This is a genomic window from Pseudomonas putida (assembly GCF_002741075.1).
In the GTDB taxonomy this organism is placed as follows: Bacteria; Pseudomonadota; Gammaproteobacteria; order Pseudomonadales; family Pseudomonadaceae; genus Aquipseudomonas; species Aquipseudomonas putida_T.
This window is the reverse complement of record NZ_CP016634.1, coordinates 1,117,010-1,139,498: the sequence shown is the minus strand read 5'-3', so window position 1 is coordinate 1,139,498 and position 22,489 is coordinate 1,117,010. Positions and strand designations below refer to the sequence as shown.

The window sequence follows — 22,489 nt, the reverse complement described above, 5'->3', positions numbered from 1 at the left end:
AGATTCCTCGTTCAGAAACCACTCTCACGCACGCCGAGGGCTGCCAACCGACGCCACATGGCGCCGAGCAACGACTCCCCGGTACCCTCCAGCACCACCACCCCTCGCAGCGGTTGAGTGACAGCGCCAACCTCGCCCAGTGGACTCAAGCGCACGCCATACTGAGCCTGCACGGGCTCAGCGCGGGACTGAGCATCACGGCGTATGGCGATCGGGCCATGATGATCGGAACTCAGGGCTTCCAGCTCCAGAAAGGCGACCCCCGTGGCGTCCACCTGATCGAGGCGTACCGGGATCGCCTCACGCACCGGGTCGTCGGCGATGAACCGCCCCTCGCTGCCCGCCTGCACTCGCCAGAGCGACGCTTCGGCCAGGTAGCCCCGCAAACGCCCCCCAGGCTCCACTACACGCCCCAAGGTCTGGCTCGGGTTGACCCATTGCCCCGGCGCCAGGTAGATGGGCAAATCCCGTAGTTCGCCACTTTGCGGCGCTCGCACCTGCAGACGCTCTCGTTGGGCCGTCAAACCACGGAACTGCGCCACCGCTTCGGCCAGTTGCTGCTCGAGCACCCCTGCATCGCTTGCGGTCTCGCTGCGCCCTGCCTGCCGACGCAGCAGCAATTGCAGGATGTCGATCTCGCGACGGACGATTAGCAGCCGCGAATCGAGGTCAGGAGACTCCAGCTCCAGTAACACCTCGCCCTGACGCACCGCTTGACCATCGCGTCCGTACACCGCCCGCACTCGAGCCGACAGCGGTGCATGCAACGCTGTCGTCCGAGATGCTTCGAGCATTGCAGGCACCTGCACCGCCCCCTGCCAAGGCAGCACCAGCACGGCCAGCAGCAGCGCCAGGCCTGCGGCCACGAACATCATTTTGCGCGAGTCGGCCTGCGCACGTCGGCGCCACCACTCGCGCGCCTCCTTCCAGACCGGCATACCGATGAACCACACCAGTTCGACTCCCATCAGGAAAATGCCCAACACCTTGAAGAACAGGTGATACACCGCCAAGGCGATACCGAAGAACAACAGCGCCCGCCAGAGCCACGAGCCATACCCCCACACCAGCAAACGCCATTGCATCGGCGCAGGCCATGGCTCCGGCGCCGGCTCCCCATAGCCGAACAGCGCCTCGCGCAAACGCCATCGACACAGGGCAAAGGCACGGCTCTGCAAGTTTTCCACCCCCCAGAGATCACTGACCAGGAAGTAACCGTCAAAGCGCATGAAAGGATTGAGATTGATCAGCAAGGTAGTGATCCACGTGGCACTGGCCAGCATGAAGGCCGCCGTGCGCGCCGGCCCATCAGGCAGCAGCGACCAGGCCAGCAATGCCAGCACTGCCAGTACCAGCTCGGCCATCACACCGCCGGCATCGATCAGCAACCGAGAACGACGATCGCTGACCCGCCAGGCGTCACTGACGTCGGTGTAGAACATCGGCAGCAACACCATGAAGGCCAGGCCCATGCTGTGCACCCGGCACCCGGCGCGTTTGGCCATGAACGCATGGCCAAATTCATGGCAGAGCTTGGCGAAGGTCAATGCCACGCCAAAGGCCAACATCCCCCCCAAACTGAACAGGTGCGGAAACGTCGAGACGAAACGAGGCCAGTCACGCATGACCAGAAACAGGCCAAGGACGAATACCAGCGGCAACCCCACACGCAACCACCTGCCCCCATGGCGCGCCAGCACTGGCCATGTGCGATTGAGGAAGGCATCCGGGCGCCATAAGGGAATGCGGAAGAACAGGTATTGATGAAGCACTCGCTGCCACAGGCTCTGGTCTCTGGCCGCAGCCTTGAGGGTGTAGCTATCGCGTTGTTCACGATCGCTCGCGGCAATCAGGTCATGACCGCGCAAGAATGCCAGCAATGCGTCCAGCGACGAACGCTCCAGCGCTACACCCGGTTCACGATTGGCCGCCGCCAACACCTGCTGCGGTTCGCCCAATGACCAGTGCCGCAAGAGCCGCACCGCACCGGCGCCAAGTTTGAAATAGCGACCACGCAACGGGTCGGCCAAGGTCCATTGGGGGGCGCCATCGAATGCCGGTGCCGCCGGTGATAACTGCAGGTCCGGGCGCAACGCCGGCAACATCAAAAACCCAGCCCCTGACGCACCGCAGCCAATGGCCGGCGCAGTAGGTAATAGACCAGTGGCACCCGATCGCCGTAGAGCTTTGCAGTACCACGCAAGCCGATGCGCGGCGGCGCATCGACGAAGCCGGCGTCCAGGCGATAGGCCAATTGCCCTGCCGCCGTCGCTTCAGCCTCGTAGGCGAAACGCTCAAGATGCGCGACATGCCGGTGTAACGGATCACTGTCCAGAAACAGTGCGACTTCAGCACCAGGCTTCAGGGCAATGGCGTCTCCGACCTGTAACTCGACGCGCAACTCCGCCCGAGCCGGGTCGGCCAATTGCATCAGACGCTCCCCGGTCTGCACGGGCTTGCCAGTCCAGCGTTCGGCATCGGCGAACACCGCGATGCCAGCCCGCTCGGCACGAACCTCGCTACGAGCCAGCAGTTGGCGGGCATAGTCCAGTTCAGCACGCTTCTGTTCAACTCGCGCCGCCAGCAAGTCCAAACGGGCATTGGACTCGGCATCGGAAAATGCACGCTGGGTGCTGGACTTGAGCTCAGCCTCTGCCACACCCAAGGCACGCTCAGCCACGTCGGCCTGCGCCTTGAGGCTGGTGTTGTCGAAGCGCACCAGTACGTCACCCTCCCCGACCACCTGGTTGGGTTTGACCAGTACCACACCAATCACACCATCCAACGGTGCGGCGACCACCCGTCCTCCCAGGGGGACCACTTCGGCTGGCGCCAACACTGACTGGCGCACCGGTATCAACAACATCAGCAGCGCGGCCGCTGACACTGCCAGCACTCGACGCCGAGGCCAGCTCAGGCGCCATGGCTTGCGCGGGCTCAAGGCCAACCAAGCATGCGCATAGGCATCGCCGAGCTGCCCCAACAGCACCTGTTCAGGCTCGCTGAATACCTGATCGCGCGCCACCCAGAGGCCACCGAACACCTCGCCCTGACGATCCTTCAACGGCAACCAGAATGCGTGGGCTGCAGACAAGGCCTGCCAATCGGCGATGCTGTGTTCATCCAACTGCGCCGGCTCCACATTGGCCGGCAACGACAGAGCGCCTTTGGCCTGCAAGGCTCCCACGGCACGTTCGATGAACGCCACGAACGGGGCGTGGGCCTCGATCACGCTGATGCCGGTCAGGGCCCTGACCTTACCTGCGATCACCAGTGCTGCATGCCGGAAGCCGAACAGCCCCTGGCCATCATTGACCATGGTAAATGCCAGTTGCGATGTCGTGCCGGCTTCGCGCGCCTGTTTCTGCAGCCCCAGGAACACCGCGAAAACGTGTTCGGCCGTGTGGTTCACCGCCGCAGTCATTGCTGCCCCGTAAAGCGGGCCGAGCCACTCATGCCGGCCAGTAGCCCCTGGTTGTCCTTGGGCAGATCACCGATCAGCAACAACGTCTGGCTGCTTTCGTCGATCCGCGCCCCCACACGCTTGACCGTCGCCTGCAAAGGCTTGCCGGTCTCATCGGGGGTAAACACGAACGGCTGCCCAGGCTTGAGCTGCCCCAGCCAACGGGACGGAACCAGCAAGTGGATTTCCAGCGTGCGGTTGTCCACCACTTCCAACAGCGGCGCACCGCTGGCGACACTCTCATGCGGCTGGGCGCGGCGCTGCACGACCCGGCCATCGAATGGCGCGGAGACGACACAGCGCTTGACCTGGACCTGATAGACCTGAGCCTCGGCCTGGGCCTGGGCCTGCTTGGCGTCAGCCAAAGAGACGGCAAACTGCCCGACCGACTTAAGTGCGGCCAGTTGCTTGTTGTGATTGAGCTCTTCCCGCGCGGCTCGCACGGCGGCCTGGGCTGCATTGAGCTGGGCTTGATAGGCGCTGCAGTCGAAACGCGCCAGGACGCTACCCTTTTTGAAATCCTCACCATCGGCGTAAGGCATTTCGACAATACGTCCAGCCAGTTCGCTCGACAGTACCGCTTGCTCACGCGCCCGCAAGACGCCACGGGCGCTTTGCCCTGCCTCCTGGCTGGAAGCCAACGGTGCATCCAAAAGCGGGTCGCCGACGCTCTCACTCGCCTGCGCGGGCTGCGCGAACAGCAACCCCAGTATCACGGCCAACGGCACACCACGAAGCATGTTGCACACTCCCTTGCGAGTCAGTGCGCGGAGTGTACGTAAAATGTGATGGCACGGAAATATCACGCGCTGGAGTTCATTGCCACGCGCAAACCATCGACGCCGACCTGCCGGCCTTCACGCGCAGTTGATCAACAGAGCCTGGTTGACAGCCTGGTTCAGGTACCTTGAAGCAGCGAACTCAGTTGAACACCCACAGCACGCGGGTCGGCTTGTCCGTCAGGTTGGCATAACGGAAACGGGCATGGGGTTGGAGCTGGAAACTGTCATTGGGATAAAGCGTCACCGGATCGCCCTCATCCAGCCAGACGGTCAGTTCGCCTTCGAGCACGAAACAGCCCTGCTCCGAACTGTCATCCAGATACTCTTCCCCGCTCGAGGCGCCGGGTTCGAGGTGGCTGTCGAGCATGGAGAAACCGCCGGCGATGGTGGGCGACACGAGCACATCGGTAATCCCCCCGCCCAGATGCAGCGTGCGGCGTTCATCCGGACGCGTGACCCAGTCCAGCGCACGGGGCTTTTCCAGGCTATAGAAGTAGGCCGTCGAAACACCAAGTGTCTCGCTGATCGCGGTCAGATCCGCCACGGTTGGGCGGGAAACACCTCGCTCGACCTGGGACAGAAAACCTACCGAACGACCGATGCGTTGCGCGAGCTCGCCCAGGGTCAGGCCCTTGAACTTGCGCAGATCGCGAATGAGTATGGCGAGCCCTTCAATTTCTTCGTGCACTTTCATCGTTTGGTCATGGTGGTAGGGAGCGATGGTGTCGACGGAGGGTATTGGAGTGGGCCGTGCAAGGCAAGATCAAGGATCGAGGGGATGGATTGGGGTGGCGGGAGGCAGAAAGCACCCCTCGGCAGAGAGCCTGCCGAGGGGCCACGGGCTTACTGGACAGCCTGGTAGGTCAGGTCCAGGCACTTACGGGCTTTTTCCACCAGCTCGTCGATCTCTTCGATGCTGATCACCAGCGGTGGAGCGATGATCATGGTGTCGCCCACGGCACGCATGATCAGGCCGTTGTCGAAGCAGTGCTGGCGGCAGATCATGCCGATGCCCTTGCCTTCGTAGCGGGCCCGCGTGGCCTTGTCCTTGACCAGCTCGATCGCGCCCAACATACCCAGGCCACGCACCTGGCCCACCAAGGGGTGGTCGGCCAGCTCACGCAGACGCTGCTGCAGGTACGGGGCGGTGACGTCGCGCACCTGCTCGATGATCTTCTCATCGCGCAGAATACGCAGATTTTCCAGCCCCACCGCTGCCGCCACTGGGTGGCCGGAGTAGGTAAAGCCATGGTTGAAGTCGCCGCCTTCGCTGATCACCTTGGCCACTTCGTCCCGCACGATCACACCGCCCATGGGGATGTAGCCGGACGTCAGGCCCTTGGCGATGGTCATCAGGTCGGGCTTGAGGTCGTAGTAGTCGGTACCGAACCACTGGCCGGTACGACCGAAGCCGCAGATCACTTCATCGGCCACGAACAAAATGTCGTACTTGGCCAGGATCTGCTTGATCTTCGGCCAGTAGGTCTGCGGCGGGATGATCACACCGCCCGCGCCCTGGATCGGCTCGGCGATGAACGCCGCGACGTTGTCCTCGCCCACGTCCAGGATCTTCTTCTCCAGTTGTTCTGCCGCCCACACACCGAACTCGGCCTCGGTCATGTCGCCGCCTTCACCGAACCAGTACGGCTGCGGGATATGCACGATATCCGGAAGCTGGCCGCCCTGCTGGTGCATACCGCTCATGCCGCCCAGGCCGGCACCCGCCACGGTGGAACCGTGGTAGCCGTTGATGCGGCCGATGATGACCTTCTTGTCCTTCTTGCCCTTGATCGCCCAGTAGTGGCGAACCATGCGCAAGACGGTATCGTTGCCTTCGGAGCCGGAGCCGGTGAAGAACACATGGTTCATGCCCTCGGGCGCCACATCGGCGATCGCCTTGGCCAGTTCCAGCGCTGGCGGGTGCGCGGTCTGGAAGAACAGGTTGTAGTACGGCAGCTCCTTCATCTGCCGGGCGGCCACATCGGCCAGCTCGTCACGACCGTAGCCGACGGCCACACACCACAGGCCCGCCATGCCATCGAGGATCTTGTGGCCTTCGCTGTCCCACAGATAGACACCCTTGGCCGAGGTAATGATGCGCGGACCTTTTTCGGCCAGTTGCTTGACGTCGCTGAACGGTGCCAGATGATGGTCACGGCTCATGGCTTGCCAGGCAAGCGTCTGCGAATTCTTTTCACTCATTTTTAATGCTCTCCTTTAATAGGCGCAGCCGGGCTGCGGGGAAACTTTCAACGTTTCAATAACGGCCACGGCTCAGGCTGTTTTCAGCATCAACTGACGCAATACCGAGCGTTGCCGGCAGGCTTTTCCAAACGATTGGAAGATCGTCAGGTAATGGGGGTTTTCAAGTACCCGAAACTCCGGATGCCATTGAACGGCCAAGGCGAAACTCTTGCTGCCTACAACCGAGATCGCTTCCACCAGCCCGTCCGGTGCAAGCGCCTCCACCCTCAGCCCTGGCGCCAGCACATCGATGCCTTGGCCATGGATGGAGTTGACGTCGATGATCGCGGGCAGGCCCATGCGGTCCATCAGGCCGCCTGGCTGGATATGCATCGCATGGCGCGGGCCATATTGCTGGTCAACGGGCTCGTCCTTGCCTTCGCGGTGGTCCATGAACACGCCGGTCTCATGGACCTTCTGGTGCAGTGTGCCGCCCAGCGCCACGTTCATTTCCTGGAACCCACGGCAGATGCCAAGCACCGGCACGCCCGCGGCAATCGCCGCACGCATCAGCGGCAAGGTCGTGGCATCACGCAGCGGGTCGTGATGGGTGCCCGGCTCGCTCGCCGGGCCGTTGTAATGGAAGGGTTCGATGTTGGACGGCGAGCCGGTGAAGATCAGCCCATCCACTGTGTCAACGATGTCGGCGGTATCCATCAGCTCACCGAGACTGGGAATCACGATGGGCAAACCACACGCCGCCTTGGCCGCAGCGCGCGCATACTTCTCACTGATCGTCTGGGTCGCATGTTGTTCAATCATGCGAGTGCATGCAGTGATGCCGATAACTGGCACGCGTGGCATATCATCCTCCGGCAAATCTATTGCGAGTTATATTCAAACTTTTGAAAGAAAGTGCAGCGCAATCGGGTGAGACTGGAACTTACAAGAACCAGCGATATTCACGCGCATTGATCGCATTCATGAAATCCAATTGTTCCTGGCGTTTGTTTTCGCAATAGACCATCACGAACTCACTGCCCAACCCTTCGTTGACCACCGGGTGATTGCGCATGGCCGCCAGCGCGCTCAGGGCATCCTTGGGGAAGTCGATACCGCTCGTGCGGTCGTCGTTGAGCGGTGCGATGGGTTCGACGCCGCGATCAAGACCATGCTCCATCCCGGTCAGGATGGCCGCCAGCACCAGGTAGGGGTTGGCATCGGCGCCGGCCAGACGGTGTTCGATACGCAGGTTGCGTGGGTCGGACTCGGGAATGCGAATGCACGCATCTCGGTCCTCGAAGCCCCAACTCGCCACGCTCGCGGCGTTGACCATGGCGCCGTAGCGACGATAGGCATTGTGGTTGGGGGCGAAGAGGGGCATGCAATGGGGCAGCAGCTCCAGGCAACCGGCCACGGCATGGCGCAGGTTGCGCTGCCCGTAACCGGCCAAAAGGTTGTTGCCGTCCGCATCATAGAGGCTCACATGCACATGCATGCCGCTGCCCGGAGCGTCCAGGTAGGGTTTGCTCATGAAGCTGGCGCGATAGCCATGTTTCATGGCAACACCGCGGGTACTGCGACAGAACAAGGCCGACCAGTCCGCCGCGCTCAGCGCATCGTCGCTGTGGGAGAAGTTGATTTCGAATTGACCAGGGCCAAGTTCCGCCGTGATGACGTTGGCCGGTACGCCCTGCTCGTTCGCCACATCGACCATCTCGTGCAACACGGACGAGAACCGCGACAGCCGTTCGATATGCATGTTCGGCTGATCGTCTTCGTCATCGGTCGCAGTATCGCGTGGGTACTGTGGCAAGCCGTCCTTGAGCGTGCGATCGAACAGGTAGAACTCCAGCTCGAAAGCCACTACCGGGCGGATGCCACGGCTGGCCAGGCGCTGCAGCACACGGGCCAGCACTTCGCGAGGCTCGAACTCGATCGGCTTGGCGGTGCCATCGGAGGTGATCATCATCTGGGCGATCACTTCCTTTTCCCAGCGCACGGGCTTCAGGGTGCCAGGCACCAAACGTCGCGGTGCGTCCGGGTCACCATCGGCAAAGCAATAGTCACCAATCTTGTAGAGGCCGCCTTGGGTACCCAGCAACACACAGTTCTGTGGCAGCTTCAAAGGGGCGCCTGCGGCGACTTTCTCGAGCATGTCCATGGGGTAGCGCTTGCCATAGAAATGCCCGGGAATATCCAGCGCAATCAGATCGACGTAACGCACGTCTGGGTGTTGGGCTCGGAAAGAGCGCACTTCAGTCAGCAGATCCGGAAAGATGACACTCATCTTCTTATCCTTGTGAGGTGAAACGAATTCAGTTGAAGACCCAGAGCACGCGGGTGAGCCTGTCCGTCAGGTTGGCGTAACGGAACTTCGTGTGAGGTTGCAGCTGGAAGCTGTCGTTGGCGTGAAGCGTCACGGCCTCGCCGTCCTCCAGCCAGACCGTCAGTTCGCCCTCGAGCACGAAGCAGCCCTGCTCCGAACGATCGCTCAGGTGCTGTTCGCCACTGCTCGCGCCAGGCTCGAGGCGGCTGTCGAGCATCGAGAACGCGCCCGAGATCGTGGGCGAGGCCAGCACATCGGTGATGCCCGAGCCGAAGTACAGCGTGCGCCGCTCATGGGGGCGGGTCACCCAGCTGACGGCACGGGGTTTGCTCAGGTTGTAGAAGTACGCGGTCGATACGCCGAGTGTTTCGCTGATGGCGGTAAGGTCCGCCACCGTTGGGCGCGAGACGCCGCGTTCCACCTGGGAAAGAAAACCAACCGAACGGTCGATGCGCTCGGCCAGTTCGCCCAGCGTCAGATTCTTGAACTTGCGCAGGTCATGAATGAGGATCGCCAGGGCTTCAACTTCTTCGTCCATCTTCATCGCTCAGGGGCAGCCGTGAAATTATTGGATTTATTTTTCATGAAAAAATACATGAAAAATTTCACGCGTCAAGCCGAGCGCGGCAAACGGCTGCTACCTCCAGCACAAGTGCAGACATGTTCAGATGAGGTCGGGACGCCAGGTGCAAGGCCATCCTGAGGGAATTGAGGCCGTGGAAAGATCAGCGATGCCTTGCGAATCGACGCGGCATTGTGGGAGCGGCGGTTCGACGCGGGCGTTGTGGAAGCTGGCGAAGCCCGATCGAGTGCGAAGCACTCGCTTGCTGTTTTCGCTACAAGACGTCGGATTCGCGTTCGATGATCCGCGTGATGATGGGGACGGGTGTCATCAGGTGCTCCAACATCATCTTGCTGGCTTTGGCGGCGTCGCGCCCGAGGATGGTATTGACCAGCTCGGCATGCTCTTCACGCTTGAGCCGCAACGCCTCTTCGGACAGCACTGTGCGCTTGAGCCAGATCTGTCGGTAGCGCTCGGCCTGGTCCTGGAGGAAGGCACGCGCCTGCAGGAGGCTCTTGGAGCCACAGCCACTGGCGATGGCATTGTGGAAGGCCTTGTGCCGGGCATCCCAGATATCGACCATTTCCTGTGGGGTGTGCAGCTCGACCACCTTCGAGAGCGTGTGCGAGCACGCCACGATGGACGCCTCCCACGCTTCATCACCCTTCTCCACCGCCAGCCCGACGATCAAGGCCTCCAGATGGGCCCTGGCGGTGTAGACGTCGAGCATCTCGTCCAGCGACATCGGCGCCACCCGATAGCCCTTCTGATTGATGGCGCTGACCAGCCGCTCTCCCACCAGCCGCGCCAGCACCTCCCGCATCGGCCCCACGCCGACGGCATATCGGTCTTTCAAGCCGCTCATCAAGAGTTTTTCACCAGGGCGGAAGACGCCTCGGAGAATGTCGGATTTCAAGCGCGAATAGGCGGCATCTGATGCGGTTTCAGCGAGGTCTGTGTGGTCCATCCAGAGGGCTCTCTTGCTAGGCGCGCCTATCATACCGAACTCCGTCACGTCACGCAGATCGCATACAAAAACAGAAAATTACGACGAAAGTTAAAAATGTAGACATTTTGATATTTCGGCGATATTTTTACGCCACGACCTGATCCGTCCTCCACCATTCGCCCGGTCAATAAGGAGTCGCCATGAACGCCCTCGCCCATATCGATATGCCTGCCCTCGAGCAACCCGCCCTGCTGCAAGGCTTCACCTTGCAATCGACCTCCCAGTCCGAACGCCTGCTGGAACTGCGCTTTGCCAAGGAAACGGTCGATGCCTTCGTCGCCGCCGTTGCCCAATGGCCGGTGCAGGCCCTGGAGTACAAGTCGTTCCTGCGCTTCCAGTTCGGCAAGATCCTCGACGACCTGTGCCAAGGCACCTTGCGCCCCGTCATCGTCAATACCTTGCTCGATCGCAGCACCGGCGGCCTGTTGGTCATCCCCGAAGGCCTGGACAACGTCACCCAGGCCGAAGACATGGTGAAACTCTCCACCGCAGTGGCCCACCTGCTCGGGCGCTCGAACTTCGATGCCATGAGCGGCCAGTTCTACGCGCGCTTCGTGGTCGAGAACGTCGACAATTCCGACAGCTACCTGCGCCAGCCACACCGGGTGATGGAGCTGCACAACGACGGCACGTTCGTGAACCAGATCACCGACTACGTGCTGATGATGAAAATCGATGAGCAGAACATGGAAGGCGGCAACTCCCTGTTGCAGCACTTGGACGACTGGGCCGACCTGGACACCTTCTACAAACACCCCCTGGCCCGTCGCGTGATGCGCTGGACCGCGCCGCCCAGCAAGAACACCCGCGAAGATGTGTTCCATGCCGTGTTCGACACCGACTCGATGGGCCGCCCGACCATGCGCTACATCGACCAGTTCGTACAGCCTGAGAACTACGAGGAAGGCACCTGGCTGTTCCAGCTGGGCGAATCGCTCGAAGGCAGCGCCACCAAGGTGTCGATTCCGGTTCCGGTCGGCTCGTTCCTGCTGATCAACAACCTGTTCTGGCTGCATGGCCGTGACCGCTTCGTCGCTCACCCGGGCCTGCGTCGGGAGCTGATGCGCCAGCGCGGCTACTTCAGCTTCCCGAAAATGGAACACCACCGGGGCCAGACCTCCAACTGATGCTCAGCGCGGCCTCGGCGCCTAGGGCCCGAGGCCACCTGCAAGGAACAGACTCATGTACGATTTCGTGATCATCGGCGGCGGCATCGTCGGCATGTCGACGGCCATGCAACTGGCCGACCAGTACCCTGGGGCGCGCCTGCTGCTGCTCGAGAAAGAGAGCAGCCCAGCACAGCACCAGACCGGCCATAACAGTGGTGTGATCCATGCGGGCGTCTACTACACCCCCGGCAGCCTGAAGGCAAAGTTCTGCCTTGAAGGCAACAAGGCCACCAAACGCTTCTGCGATGAGCACGCCATTCCCTATGACAACTGCGGAAAACTGCTCGTCGCCACCAACGAGCTGGAGATGCAGCGCATGCGCGCCTTGTGGGAGCGCACCGCCGCCAATGGCCTGGAGCGCCACTGGCTCTCGGCTGGCGAGCTGCGTGAGCGCGAGCCGAACATCGTTGGCCTGGGCGGTATCTTCGTGCCCTCCAGCGCCATCGTGAACTACGCCGCCGTGACCACCCAGATGGCCAAGCAGTTCGAGAAAAAAGGCGGCACCCTGCAGTTCGATACCGAAGTCACCGGACTGGTCGAACAGGCGGACTCGATCGTCGTCAAGACTGACCGAGACACCTACACGACCCGCTACCTGGTGTCGTGCTCCGGCCTGATGGCCGACCGGGTCGTGCGCATGCTCGGCGTGGAGCCGGGCTTTACCATCTGCCCGTTCCGTGGCGAGTATTACCTGCTGCCGCCTGAGCACAACCGGATCGTCAACCACCTGATCTACCCGATCCCGGACCCTTCCATGCCCTTCCTGGGTGTTCACCTGACCCGCATGATCGATGGCACCGTCACGGTCGGGCCGAATGCGGTGCTGGCCATGAAACGCGAGGGCTATCGCAAGTCCGATGTCTCCCTGAGCGACCTGGGCAGCATGCTGGGGCACCGGGGCATCCGCAAAGTGCTCAAGGACAACCTGCGCCCAGGGCTGATCGAGATGAAAAACTCGCTGCTCAAGGGTGCCTACCTCAAGACCGTGCAAAAGTACTGCCCGAGCCTGGAGAAGAAACACCTCAAGCCCTACCCGGCCGGTGTGCGTGCCCAGGCGGTGTCCAATGACGGCAAGCTCATCGATGACTTCCTGTTCGTCAACACGGCCCGTAGCGTCAACGTCTGCAATGCGCCCTCCCCGGCGGCCACCTCAGCCATTCCGATCGGGGCCTACATCGTTTCCAAGGTCCAGGAAATCGTCGGCGATGAATTCAAGAAAACGTCCGTGCCGGCACTTCAGGCCCAAGCCGTTTGAACACAGGTTGTTGCTTCCGGAAGGTCGTTCGACCTTCCACTTGATGGCGAAACGGACCCAAGGCCACCGGCTGGAGCTCCTCGCTTTGGCCAGCCTGCTGATCGCCTTCTTCGTACTTTGATCCCCGCCCGACCGCCCTGCTGGAAGCATGACCCCAGCAGCGCGGTCGTCTGCTGTGTTGGGTGTTGATGCGCTGAACAAGCCTCACTCACGACGCCCATGCATCGTGAACAACAGCCTGTGGCAGCGCGTCCAGCGGCCCAACCCAACCTCAGGCATGGGCCTGATGCCGTTCGCAGACACCTGACAGATCTGTAATGCCGAGCTCAGGTTTCTGACAGCGCCGTCTGCCTAACGTAAAGCCTATAACGCGTGTGTGAGTGCTATCTGGACCAAGAACGGGATCCAAGAGCCTGCCCATCCGCGAACAATATGACTGACTGGACGCAACGGCATGCAAAGCAAAACCACGAGACGATCCTTCGTCAAAGGCCTGGCCGCGACCGGACTGCTGGGTGGCTTGGGCATGTGGCGCATGCCGGTCTGGGCCGTGACCAGCCCCGGCCAACCCAACGTGCTGACGGGCACCGAGTTCGATCTGTATATCGCCGATCTGCCGGTCAACATCACAGGGGCCTCACGTACGGCAATGGCCATCAACGGCTCACTGCCCGGCCCCACGCTTCGTTGGCGCGAGGGCGACACCGTCACGCTGCGTGTACGCAACCGCTTGAAGCAGGACACCTCTATCCACTGGCACGGCATCATCCTGCCAGCGAACATGGACGGGGTACCGGGGTTGAGCTTCCACGGCATCGCCCCGGACGGCATGTACGAGTACCGGTTCAAGGTCCAGCAGAATGGCACTTACTGGTACCACAGTCATTCTGGGTTGCAGGAGCAGGTCGGGGTGTACGGTGCGCTTGTCATCGATGCCAAGGAACCCGAGCCGTTCACCTATGATCGCGATTACGTGGTCATGCTCAGCGATTGGACCGATGAGGAGCCAGCCCAGGTTCTGTCCACGCTCAAGAAACAGTCTGGCTACTACAACTTCCACAAGCGCACCGTTGGCGACTTCGTCGACGACGTGAGAGAAATGGGATGGTCGGCGACCATGGCCGATCGCACGATGTGGGCTGAAATGAAGATGAGCCCCACCGACCTCGCCGATGTGAGCGGCTACACCTACACCTACCTCATGAACGGCCAGTCACCTGACCGTAACTGGACCGGTCTCTTCAAGCCCGGCGAAAAAATTCGCCTACGGTTCATCAACGGCTCCGCCATGACCTACTTCGACGTGCGGATCCCCGGCTTGAAGATGACGGTGGTCGCGGCGGATGGTCAGTACGTCGATCCCGTCTCGGTCGACGAGTTCCGCATCGCCGTGGCTGAGACCTACGATGTCATCGTCGAGCCCGAGGATGCGCAGGCGTACACCCTCTTCGCCCAGTCCATGGACCGTACCGGGTATGCCAGAGGCACCTTGGCGGTGCGCGACGGGATGCAGGCGCCCGTCCCCGCGGTCGATCCCCGCCCGCTCATTTCGATGAGCGACATGGGCATGGACCACGGCAGCATGAGCGGCATGGGTCACAGCCAGATGGCCGGGATGGACCACAGCAGCATGGCTGGCATGGACCACGGCTCGATGGCCGGAATGGCCGGCGCCATGCAGGCTCACCCCGCGTCGGAAACCAACAACCCCCTGGTCGACATGCAGACCATGGCGCCGACACCAAAGCTCGATGACCCGGGTATTGGCCTGCGCAACAACGGCCGCCGCGTGTTGACCTACGCGGACCTGCGCAGCACCTTCGTCGATCCGGATGGTCGAGCGCCGGGGCGAACCGTCGAGCTTCACCTCACCGGCCACATGGAAAAGTTCGCCTGGTCCTTCGACGGCATCAAGTTCTCCGATGCCGAGCCGCTGCGCCTCACGTATGGCGAGCGGCTTCGTATCACACTGGTCAACGACACCATGATGACTCACCCCATCCACCTGCATGGCATGTGGAGCGACCTGGAGGATGAGCACGGCAACTTCATGGTCCGAAAACATACGATCGATATCCCTCCCGGCGCCAAACGAAGCTACCGCGTGACGGCGGACGCGTTGGGCCGTTGGGCCTATCACTGTCACCTGCTGTTCCACATGGAAAGGGGCATGTTCCGAGAAGTGCGTGTGGACGAATGAACTGGAGATCTGAAATGAGCAAACCCATGAAACGAAATGCCTTTGTGCTCTCTGCCGCGCTCGCAGGCCTGCTGACTGCCTACACCCCGTCCTCATGGTCCAGCGATGCCCCTGAGCAGCAGGTCCAGAAGTCCGCCGAGGCTGCGGGCAAGCACGATGCCATGAAGGATATGGACCACGGCGCGATGAAGGGTATGGATCATGACTCAATGAAAGGCATGAACCATGACTCAATGAAAGGCATGGACCACCGCAAGATGATGGAATCGCAGGGCAGCGACAAAGCCAAGGCAGGGCAAGATGGCCAATAGGCGGGTACGGCCCTCGCTCATGGCATTGGCCGTCTCCTTCAGCGCACTGAGCGGGGTGCCGAGCTTTGCGGCTGAAGAAATGGAACATTCGGCGATGGATCACGGCGCCATGGATCATTCAACGATGACCCCTGGCACCGATGATGCTCCCCGGACGACCAGTCGAATCCCCATTCCGGTCCTCACCGACGCCGACCGCAAGGCTGCGTTTCCACCGCTGGACGGGCACAAGATGCACGACAGCGCGATCAACAGCTTCTTCCTGCTGGATCAGCTCGAATACCAGGACGCGGACGAAGGCAGCGCGCTGGCCTGGAATGCCTCGGGGTGGATGGGAGGTGATATCAACCGGCTGTGGATCCGCTCCGAAGGCGAACGCACCAACGGGGTGACCGAGGATGCCGAGCTGCAACTGCTCTACGGTCGCGCCATCAGCCCCTGGTGGGACGTGGTTGCCGGGGTTCGCCAGGATTTCAAGCCCGAATCACCGCAGACCTGGGCAGCGTTCGGTGTGCAGGGCATGGCGCTCTACGACTTCGAAGCCGAAGCCACTGCGTTCATTGGCGAGAACGGTCAAACGGCCGCGCGTCTTGAGGGCGAGTACGACATTCTGCTGACCAATCGCCTGATCCTGCAGCCCATCGCCGAGGCCAACTTCTATGGCAAGAACGACCCTGCCCGCGGCGTCGGCTCGGGTCTTGCCAATACCGAGGTCGGTCTGCGTCTGCGCTATGAAATCGTTCGCCAATTCGCACCCTACATCGGCGTCACCTGGAGCCGTGCCTATGGCAAGACCGCAGACCTGGTTCGTGACGAAGACGGGGATGTGGACGAGGCACGCTTCGTTGCCGGGATTCGGATGTGGTTCTGACTGTAAATGAGCATTCCGCTGATAGCGGGATCGGCTTCTTCGCAGGTACCCGCGAAGAAGCCGATATTGCCTCACCGCTTCAGGCAGGTATCAATATTCCATCCATACAACCACTGCACGGCATCATAGAACTGTTCCTGCGAACGTCCTTCCCACAGCTGGTGTCGATGCGCTGATAACCAAGGTGCGCCTAGAGGGACGTTCCCACATGCACAGGATGATTTCTTCATCCTTCGCCCCTTATGGCCAAGAGGTCGCTCAGGTCATAGCCGACCAGCTGACGTAGTTTGCCATAGCAGGTTTCGATGGTGCCTTCGTGGCCATGCAGGCAGATCCGCAGCGTTCTCTTGAAGCGCAACTGCCGCAGCTCGCGCAAGCCATGGTTTTATTAGGCGAGATCTACGCCGCTCAATTTCGTGGAGATGCCTAAGCTCCTCGTGTGGTGTTTCGCAAGTAACACTCGGGAGACTGAAGCGCCGTCATAGAAGTACGGCGTTTCTTGCCTTCCTCAAGGCGCGTAACCAAGCAGGCGCTCGCTGTCCTCGGTCGTGACGATGTAGCGTCCATTGGTGCTTCGCGATTTTACCCGCCTGCGGGCAGCCTCGATATCATGCGGGTAATTTCATTTAGCTCGGTATCCGAGCCTGGTTTCAGTTTCCGCATCATCACTCGGTAAGGAATCACCAGTCACCGTAGTGCCGCAGAGACTCCGCGCATAGTCTTTGTCCACTATCAACGGCCACATCACTTACGAAGCCTGCCTCAGTCGGTAGGCTCGTGGCCATTGAACGGACATCTGGATCGGTAAGAGAAATTTGCTGACTCGGACTTTCGTGCGGCTGCACTTCGATGTCCTAGAGCTTCTGCATCTATTTTGCAAACGAAAAAGGGCGACCCTTTCGGATCGCCCTTTTCGTGCCCGGTAACCCGGGGCTTTGTTTGGTAGGCACAATTGGACTCGAACCAACGACCCCCACCATGTCAAGGTGGTGCTCTAACCAACTGAGCTATGTGCCTGTCGTGTGGCGCGCATATTAAGGGGGCGCCCCCAACCTGTAAAGCGTTTTTTTCAAAAAAATCAAAACCTTTGCGAACGATGCCAGGCAACGCGCAAACACCGCGCTCACAAGCGCCCCAGGTAGTCAGTGCAGCGCTCCCGCCAACATCGGCGAATGTTGTCGCTTTCCATCAAGAGCAGCCCTGTGCCCTCCCCTAGATTAACTCCCGAGCAAGCCCCTTACCGAACCCAAGGGGCAGTGTCTGGAGGAGACCAGCCATGCAATCCGTCGAACAGTTCAAGCACAGCACTTGCGTTGCAGATTGGGCCGATCAGCGCGCGGAACAGGCGTTCACCCTGCCCTCGCGGTACTTCTTCGATGAGCAGATTTTCGCCGCCGAGCGCGACCGCATCTTCATGAGCGCCTGGCACCTGGCGGGCCATCGCAACGAATTCGCAGAGCCCGGGCAATTCGTGGTTTGCGACATCTTTGACCAGAGCGTGGTGGTGGCCTGCGGCAACGATGGCAAGATCAATGCCTTCCACAACGTCTGCCAACACCGCGGCAATCGCCTGCTGGACGTGCGCCGTGGCAGCGACACGCGGGTGCTGCGCTGCGCCTACCACTCCTGGTGTTACGAGATGGACGGCAGCCTGCGCAGCGCTCCACGTAGCGAACGGCTGATCGCCTTCGACAAGCAACAGTTCAATATTCCCAAGGTCCGCGTCGAAGAACTCGGTGGCTTCGTCTTCTTCAACTTCGATGCCGAAGCACCCTCGCTGGCCGAATTGTTCCCCGGCGCCGACGAAGCGATACGCGCAGTCTTCCCCGACCTCGGCAAGATGCGCCTGATCGAGGAGCAGGACGTGATCGTGCCGGCCAACTGGAAGGTGATCATGGACAACTCCATCGAGGGGTATCACTTCAAGCTGTCCGGTCCTTGCCACATCGACCTGGCCAAGCTGATCGACTTCAAGGGCTACCGCCTGACCAAGCGCGACAACTGGTGGACCTACATCGCCCCGGCCAACCTGCAGGCCGAAGAAGCCTACGGCGTGAAGCTCAGCGGGCCGCGCAACCCGGACGAGCGTTTCTTCAACATTGGCCTGTGGCCGAACAACACCTTCTATACCTTCCCGTTCTCCGAGTTCCTCGGCACCTTCATCATGATTCCGCTGGACGCCGAACGCTCGCTGCTGCGCTTTGGCTACTACAGCCCGCACGAACAGGTCCCGGCGGTTTCCCATGCCTGCATGAAGTGGATGAACGAGGACCTGGGCCCGGAAGACATCGAGCTCAACATCAGTGTGCAGAAAGGCCTGCGCTCGCTGGGTTACGACCAGGGCCGCTACATGATCGATGCCGAGCGCAGCAACGAAAGCGAGCACCTGGTGCATCACTTCCACAAGCTGGTGTTCGACGGGATCGGCGCAGGCCGCTGACCGCTGTCATGGGAGAGCCTTATGCTCGGGCATGAATACGATTATGTGATCATCGGCGCCGGCTCGGCCGGTTGCGTGTTGGCCAAGCGCCTGGGCGAGAACCCTGCGCTGCGCATCCTGGTGCTGGAGTCCGGCCCACCGGACGCCAGCTGGACCATCGACATGCCCTCGGCCGTGGGTATCGTGGTAGGCGGCACGCGTTTCAACTGGCGCTACAACAGCGAACCGGAGCCGGGCCTGGACGGTCGGCGCATCGGCACGCCGCGCGGGCGCACCCTGGGCGGCTCTTCGTCGATCAACGGCATGGTCTACATCCGTGGCCATGCCCGCGACTATGACGGCTGGGCCGAACACGGCTGCCAGGGCTGGAGCTATCGCGAGGTGCTGCCGTACTTCATCCGTGCGCAAAACCATCGGGACGGCGCCGACCTCTACCGTGGCGGCGCCGGACTGCTCCACGTGACCCCCGGCGACACCTCGCCACCGCTGTGCCAGGCCTTCATCGAAGCAGGCCTGCAAGCCGGCTACGGCGCGAGCCCCGACCTCAACGGCTACCGCCAGGAAGGCTTCGGTCCGGTCGACCGCACCACCCGCGACGGCAAGCGCTGGAGCACCGCACGCGGCTACCTGGCCGAAGCCCTCCAAGGCGGCAACGTCACCGTCGCCACCTCGGCGCTGAGCCGGCGGATTCTCTTCGACGGCGACCAGGCCTACGGGGTGGAGTTCGAAATGGACGGCGCCGTACACCAGGTGCGCGTGCGCCAGGAGGTGCTGCTCAGCGCAGGCGCCATCAACTCACCCCAACTGCTGATGCTCTCTGGCGTCGGCCCCGCCGAGGATCTGCAGCGCCTGGGCATCCCCGTGGTGCACGACCTGCCCGGGGTTGGCCAGCGGCTCAATGACCATCCCGACACCGTGGTGCAGTACCGCTGCAAGCAGCCGGTGTCGATCTACCCCTGGACGCGGGCGCCGGGCAAATGGCTGATCGGCGCACGCTGGTTCGCCAGCCACGATGGCCTGGCGGCAAGCAATCATTTCGAAGCCGGCGCCTTCATACGCTCGCGGGCGGGGGTGGAGTTTCCCGACCTGCAGCTGACGTTCATGCCCCTGGCCGTACAGCCAGGCAGCGTCGACCTGGTGCCGGAGCACGCCTTCCAGGTGCACATCGACCTGATGCGTCCCACCAGCCTGGGCAGCGTCAGCCTGCTCAGCGCCGACCCGCACCAGCCGCCACGCATCCTGTTCAACTACCTCACCACGGAACGCGACCGCGCCGACATGCGCGCCGGTGCCCGCCTGGTGCGCGAGATCCTCGCGCAACCAGCGATGCGTGCCTATGCGGGCGACGAGTTGGTCCCCGGTGCCGACCAGGTAAGCGATGCGCAGCTCGATGCCTGGGCGCGGCGCGTCACCGAGACCGGCTATCACGCCAGCGGCACGTGCAAGATGGGCCCGGCCGACGACCCGCAGGCGGTGGTCGACCCGCAATTGCGCGTGCATGGCCTGCGTGGGCTGCGGGTGGTCGACGCCTCGATCATGCCGCAGATCGTCAGCGGCAACACCAATGCGCCCACGGTGATGATCGCCGAGAAGGCCAGTGACCTGATCCGCGGCCATGACGCGTTGCCCGCCAGCGATGCGCCGGTATGGATCCACCCGCACTGGCGCGAGCGTCAGCGCTGAAGCGCGCTTGCCAAAGCCGGCCCGCTGCGCTTGGATAGGCGCAGCGGGCCTTTTCCGTGAACGAGGCGCCGGCCCATGCAGCCGACGCCCATTGTCGAGCCTGGTGCAACCATGAAGCGATCCGAAACCCTTGGCCTTCAGTGGCAGGGCCCTGCCAGCCCTCCCCTGCGCATCGGCATCCTGTTGTTGCCGTCATTCTCCAACTTCGGCCTGGCCTCGCTGATCGAGCCGCTCTCGATCGCCAACTGGCTGGCCCAACGTAGTCTGTTCCAATGGACCCTGCTCTCGGTGGATGGCCAGCCCGTGCCCGCCAGCAACGGCCTGCTGGCCAGCGCCCAGGCCGGCATTGGCGAGCACACCGAGTTCGACGCCTGCGCGGTGATTGCCAGCTTCGACGTGCACCGCCACGCACGCAACCCGGCGCTGAAGGCCTGGATCAAGCGCCAGGCCGCGTTCGGCGCGATCATGATCGGCATCGAGACCGGCACCGAACTGCTCGCCGCAGCCGGTGTGCTCGATGGCCACCCAGCTGCGGTGCATTGGGACAACCTGCAAGGTTTCCAGGAAAGCTACCCCAAGGTCCAGGCCTGCGCGCAACTCTACTCGCTGGGGCGTAAACGCCTGACCTGCGCGGGCGCCACCGCCGTGCTGGACATGGTTCTCAACTGGCTGGACAACCTGGCCGGCGGCAACCTGGCGCGCGAGGTGGCCATGCACATGCTCATCGAGCAGGTACGCGAACCGCAGGTCCAACAAGCCGAGGGCTATCGCCGCAGCCTGCATGCCCAGGCGGGCAAGATGGGCCGGGCTATCGAGCTGATGGAGCAGCACCTGGAAGAGCCTCTGAGCTGTGAAGCCATCGCCGAGCGGGTGGCGCTGTCGCGTCGGCAGTTGGAGCGCCAATTCATGCAGCACACTGGCCTTACGCCGTTGAAGTACTACCTCAGCCTGCGCCTGGCGCGGGCGCACAACCTGTTGCAGCAGACCCGCATGAGCGTCGCCCAGGTCGCGGCCAGCGCAGGGTTCGGCTCGCTGGAGCACTTCTCCCGCGCCTACCGCGCCAAGTTTGGCTGTGCGCCGAGCAACGACCGTTCGCAAAGCTTGAACGCACCGGTCATGCGCCAACCGCTGGGGCATGATCGGCAGCCGTTGGCGATCTAGTCTCGTGGCGTGCAGCGGATCTTTGGGGCTGCTGCACCTTCTTCGCGGGTAAATCCGCTCCCACAGGTACAGCGCCGTTCTCCGGCTTGGCGCTGTACCTGTGGGGGCCCAGCAGCTTGGCGCTAGAGCCCCAGGTAACTGCGTACCGCCGATGCTCCCGGCTGGCCATCGAAGGTCGTCACCCCTGCCAACCAGCTGTCCAACACCTGCGGATTGCGCTTGAGCCACTCACGCGATGCCAACGCGGGCTTTTGCTTGTCGTTGAGGATCGCGCCCATGATCTGGCTCTCCATTCCCAGCTGGAACTCCATCCGCGACAACAGCGCCCCAACGTTCGGGCACTCCTGGCCAAAACCTTTTCGGGTGTGGGTATCGACCACCGCGGCGCCATAGTTGGGCCCGAAGTCGGCATCGCCGCCGCTCAGGTAGCGCATCGACAATTGCGTATTCATCGGGTGCGGCTCCCAGCCCAGGAACACGATCGGCTTTTTCGAGCGCACGGCCCGGCGCACCTCCACCAACATGCCGGCCTCGCTCGATTCGACCAGGCGAAAATCCTTGAGCCCGTAGCGGTCCTTGTCGATCAGGCCCTGGATGATCTGGTTGCCATCGTTGCCCGCCTCGATGCCGTAGATACGCCCCTGCAGTGAATCCTTGAGCCGGGCGATGTCCTTGAAGTCCTTGAGCCCGGCCTCGTAGGCATAATCGGGCACCGCCAGGGTGTATTTGGCACCGGTCAGGTTGGTGCGCACCCGCTCGACGCTGCCTTTTTCCAAAAACGGCGTGGAAATCGCTGCCATCGAGGGCATCCACGCGCCGAGATAGACATCGATCGTTTTCATTTCCATGGCCTGGTACGCCATCGGAATCGACAGCATCTGCGTCTTGGTCTTGTAGCCAAGGCCCTGCAGCACGGTGGTGGCCAGGCCTGTGGTGGCGGCAATATCGGCCCAGCCGACCTCGGCAAAGTGCACGGTCTGGCAGGCGGCGGGCTCACCGGCCTGGGCGGTGGCGATGGATGCGGCGAGCAGCGATCCAGCGAGCACGGATACGGCTGTTTTCTTCGGCAT

The 22,489-nt window shown here is 62.1% G+C and carries 19 protein-coding genes and 1 tRNA gene; 9 read left to right on the top strand and 11 right to left on the bottom strand.

Going from position 1 to position 22,489, the window contains the following annotated elements; translation table 11 throughout:
- Positions 1 to 11: 11 nt before the first annotated feature.
- The 9 genes from IEC33019_RS05700 to csiR form a co-directional block, all read right to left on the bottom strand.
- Positions 12 to 2,108: a biotin/lipoyl-binding protein gene (locus IEC33019_RS05700; RefSeq protein ID WP_170831743.1), complete on the bottom strand. Its 2,097-nt coding sequence runs from the start codon at positions 2,106 to 2,108 to the stop codon at positions 12 to 14.
- Positions 2,105 to 3,424 (bottom strand): efflux RND transporter periplasmic adaptor subunit, encoded by a 1,320-nt coding sequence (locus IEC33019_RS05695; protein ID WP_070091499.1) that lies wholly within the window; start codon positions 3,422 to 3,424, stop codon positions 2,105 to 2,107. Before IEC33019_RS05695 ends, IEC33019_RS05700 begins: the two co-directional genes overlap by 4 nt.
- Entirely contained in the window at positions 3,421 to 4,203 is a 783-nt protein-coding gene (locus IEC33019_RS05690; protein WP_070091500.1) for an efflux RND transporter periplasmic adaptor subunit, read from the bottom strand. Before IEC33019_RS05690 ends, IEC33019_RS05695 begins: the two co-directional genes overlap by 4 nt.
- Positions 4,204 to 4,384: 181 nt before the next feature.
- Positions 4,385 to 4,939: a helix-turn-helix domain-containing protein gene (locus IEC33019_RS05685; RefSeq protein WP_070091501.1), complete on the bottom strand. Its 555-nt coding sequence runs from the start codon at positions 4,937 to 4,939 to the stop codon at positions 4,385 to 4,387.
- 149 nt (positions 4,940 to 5,088) lie between these two features.
- Positions 5,089 to 6,447 (bottom strand): aspartate aminotransferase family protein, encoded by a 1,359-nt coding sequence (locus tag IEC33019_RS05680; RefSeq protein ID WP_099593155.1) that lies wholly within the window; start codon positions 6,445 to 6,447, stop codon positions 5,089 to 5,091.
- A gap of 72 nt (positions 6,448 to 6,519) precedes the next feature.
- On the bottom strand, positions 6,520 to 7,293 hold the full coding sequence (locus IEC33019_RS05675; protein WP_070091503.1) for a gamma-glutamyl-gamma-aminobutyrate hydrolase family protein: 774 nt from the start codon (positions 7,291 to 7,293) through the stop codon (positions 6,520 to 6,522).
- Positions 7,294 to 7,372: 79 nt separating this feature from the next.
- Positions 7,373 to 8,719 carry a glutamine synthetase family protein gene (locus IEC33019_RS05670; protein ID WP_070091504.1) on the bottom strand — a complete coding sequence of 449 codons (1,347 nt, stop codon included), beginning with the start codon at positions 8,717 to 8,719 and terminating at the stop codon, positions 7,373 to 7,375.
- A gap of 28 nt (positions 8,720 to 8,747) precedes the next feature.
- Positions 8,748 to 9,302 carry a helix-turn-helix domain-containing protein gene (locus IEC33019_RS05665; RefSeq protein WP_070091505.1) on the bottom strand — a complete coding sequence of 185 codons (555 nt, stop codon included), beginning with the start codon at positions 9,300 to 9,302 and terminating at the stop codon, positions 8,748 to 8,750.
- A 292-nt stretch (positions 9,303 to 9,594) separates the two neighbouring features.
- Positions 9,595 to 10,287 carry a DNA-binding transcriptional regulator CsiR gene (gene csiR, locus IEC33019_RS05660; RefSeq protein WP_070091506.1) on the bottom strand — a complete coding sequence of 231 codons (693 nt, stop codon included), beginning with the start codon at positions 10,285 to 10,287 and terminating at the stop codon, positions 9,595 to 9,597.
- A gap of 182 nt (positions 10,288 to 10,469) precedes the next feature.
- Here csiR and glaH point away from each other — a divergent pair, with 182 nt between their 5' ends.
- From glaH to IEC33019_RS27270, 6 genes are all read left to right on the top strand, one after another.
- Positions 10,470 to 11,456, top strand: coding sequence for a glutarate dioxygenase GlaH (glaH, locus tag IEC33019_RS05655; RefSeq protein WP_070091507.1), 987 nt, complete (start codon positions 10,470 to 10,472; stop codon positions 11,454 to 11,456).
- A gap of 55 nt (positions 11,457 to 11,511) precedes the next feature.
- Positions 11,512 to 12,753, top strand: coding sequence for an L-2-hydroxyglutarate oxidase (gene lhgO, locus IEC33019_RS05650; RefSeq protein ID WP_070091508.1), 1,242 nt, complete (start codon positions 11,512 to 11,514; stop codon positions 12,751 to 12,753).
- A gap of 454 nt (positions 12,754 to 13,207) precedes the next feature.
- Positions 13,208 to 14,953: a copper resistance system multicopper oxidase gene (locus tag IEC33019_RS05645; RefSeq protein WP_070091509.1), complete on the top strand. Its 1,746-nt coding sequence runs from the start codon at positions 13,208 to 13,210 to the stop codon at positions 14,951 to 14,953.
- A 14-nt stretch (positions 14,954 to 14,967) separates the two neighbouring features.
- Positions 14,968 to 15,264, top strand: a complete 297-nt coding sequence (locus IEC33019_RS05640) for a hypothetical protein (RefSeq protein WP_244509700.1) — start codon at positions 14,968 to 14,970, stop codon at positions 15,262 to 15,264.
- Between the two features lie 19 nt (positions 15,265 to 15,283).
- The gene (locus IEC33019_RS05635; RefSeq protein WP_437436775.1) at positions 15,284 to 16,135 is read left to right on the top strand and encodes a copper resistance protein B; all 852 of its coding nucleotides are present in this window, start codon (positions 15,284 to 15,286) and stop codon (positions 16,133 to 16,135) included.
- On the top strand, positions 16,126 to 16,311 hold the full coding sequence (locus IEC33019_RS27270) for a hypothetical protein (protein ID WP_157765868.1): 186 nt from the start codon (positions 16,126 to 16,128) through the stop codon (positions 16,309 to 16,311). Before IEC33019_RS05635 ends, IEC33019_RS27270 begins: the two co-directional genes overlap by 10 nt.
- 764 nt (positions 16,312 to 17,075) lie before the next feature.
- Here IEC33019_RS27270 and IEC33019_RS05630 read toward each other — a convergent pair.
- Positions 17,076 to 17,152: transfer RNA gene (locus IEC33019_RS05630), tRNA-Val, on the bottom strand.
- A 259-nt stretch (positions 17,153 to 17,411) separates the two neighbouring features.
- Here IEC33019_RS05630 and IEC33019_RS05625 point away from each other — a divergent pair.
- The 3 genes from IEC33019_RS05625 (at position 17,412) to IEC33019_RS05615 (ending at position 21,419) form a co-directional block, all read left to right on the top strand.
- Positions 17,412 to 18,575: an aromatic ring-hydroxylating oxygenase subunit alpha gene (locus IEC33019_RS05625; protein ID WP_099593153.1), complete on the top strand. Its 1,164-nt coding sequence runs from the start codon at positions 17,412 to 17,414 to the stop codon at positions 18,573 to 18,575.
- A 21-nt stretch (positions 18,576 to 18,596) separates the two neighbouring features.
- Positions 18,597 to 20,258: a choline dehydrogenase gene (locus IEC33019_RS05620; protein WP_070091514.1), complete on the top strand. Its 1,662-nt coding sequence runs from the start codon at positions 18,597 to 18,599 to the stop codon at positions 20,256 to 20,258.
- A gap of 111 nt (positions 20,259 to 20,369) precedes the next feature.
- Positions 20,370 to 21,419 (top strand): GlxA family transcriptional regulator, encoded by a 1,050-nt coding sequence (locus tag IEC33019_RS05615; RefSeq protein ID WP_070091618.1) that lies wholly within the window; start codon positions 20,370 to 20,372, stop codon positions 21,417 to 21,419.
- Between the two features lie 122 nt (positions 21,420 to 21,541).
- Here IEC33019_RS05615 and IEC33019_RS05610 read toward each other — a convergent pair whose 3' ends face one another.
- Positions 21,542 to 22,489, bottom strand: coding sequence for a choline ABC transporter substrate-binding protein (locus IEC33019_RS05610; protein WP_070091515.1), 948 nt, complete (start codon positions 22,487 to 22,489; stop codon positions 21,542 to 21,544).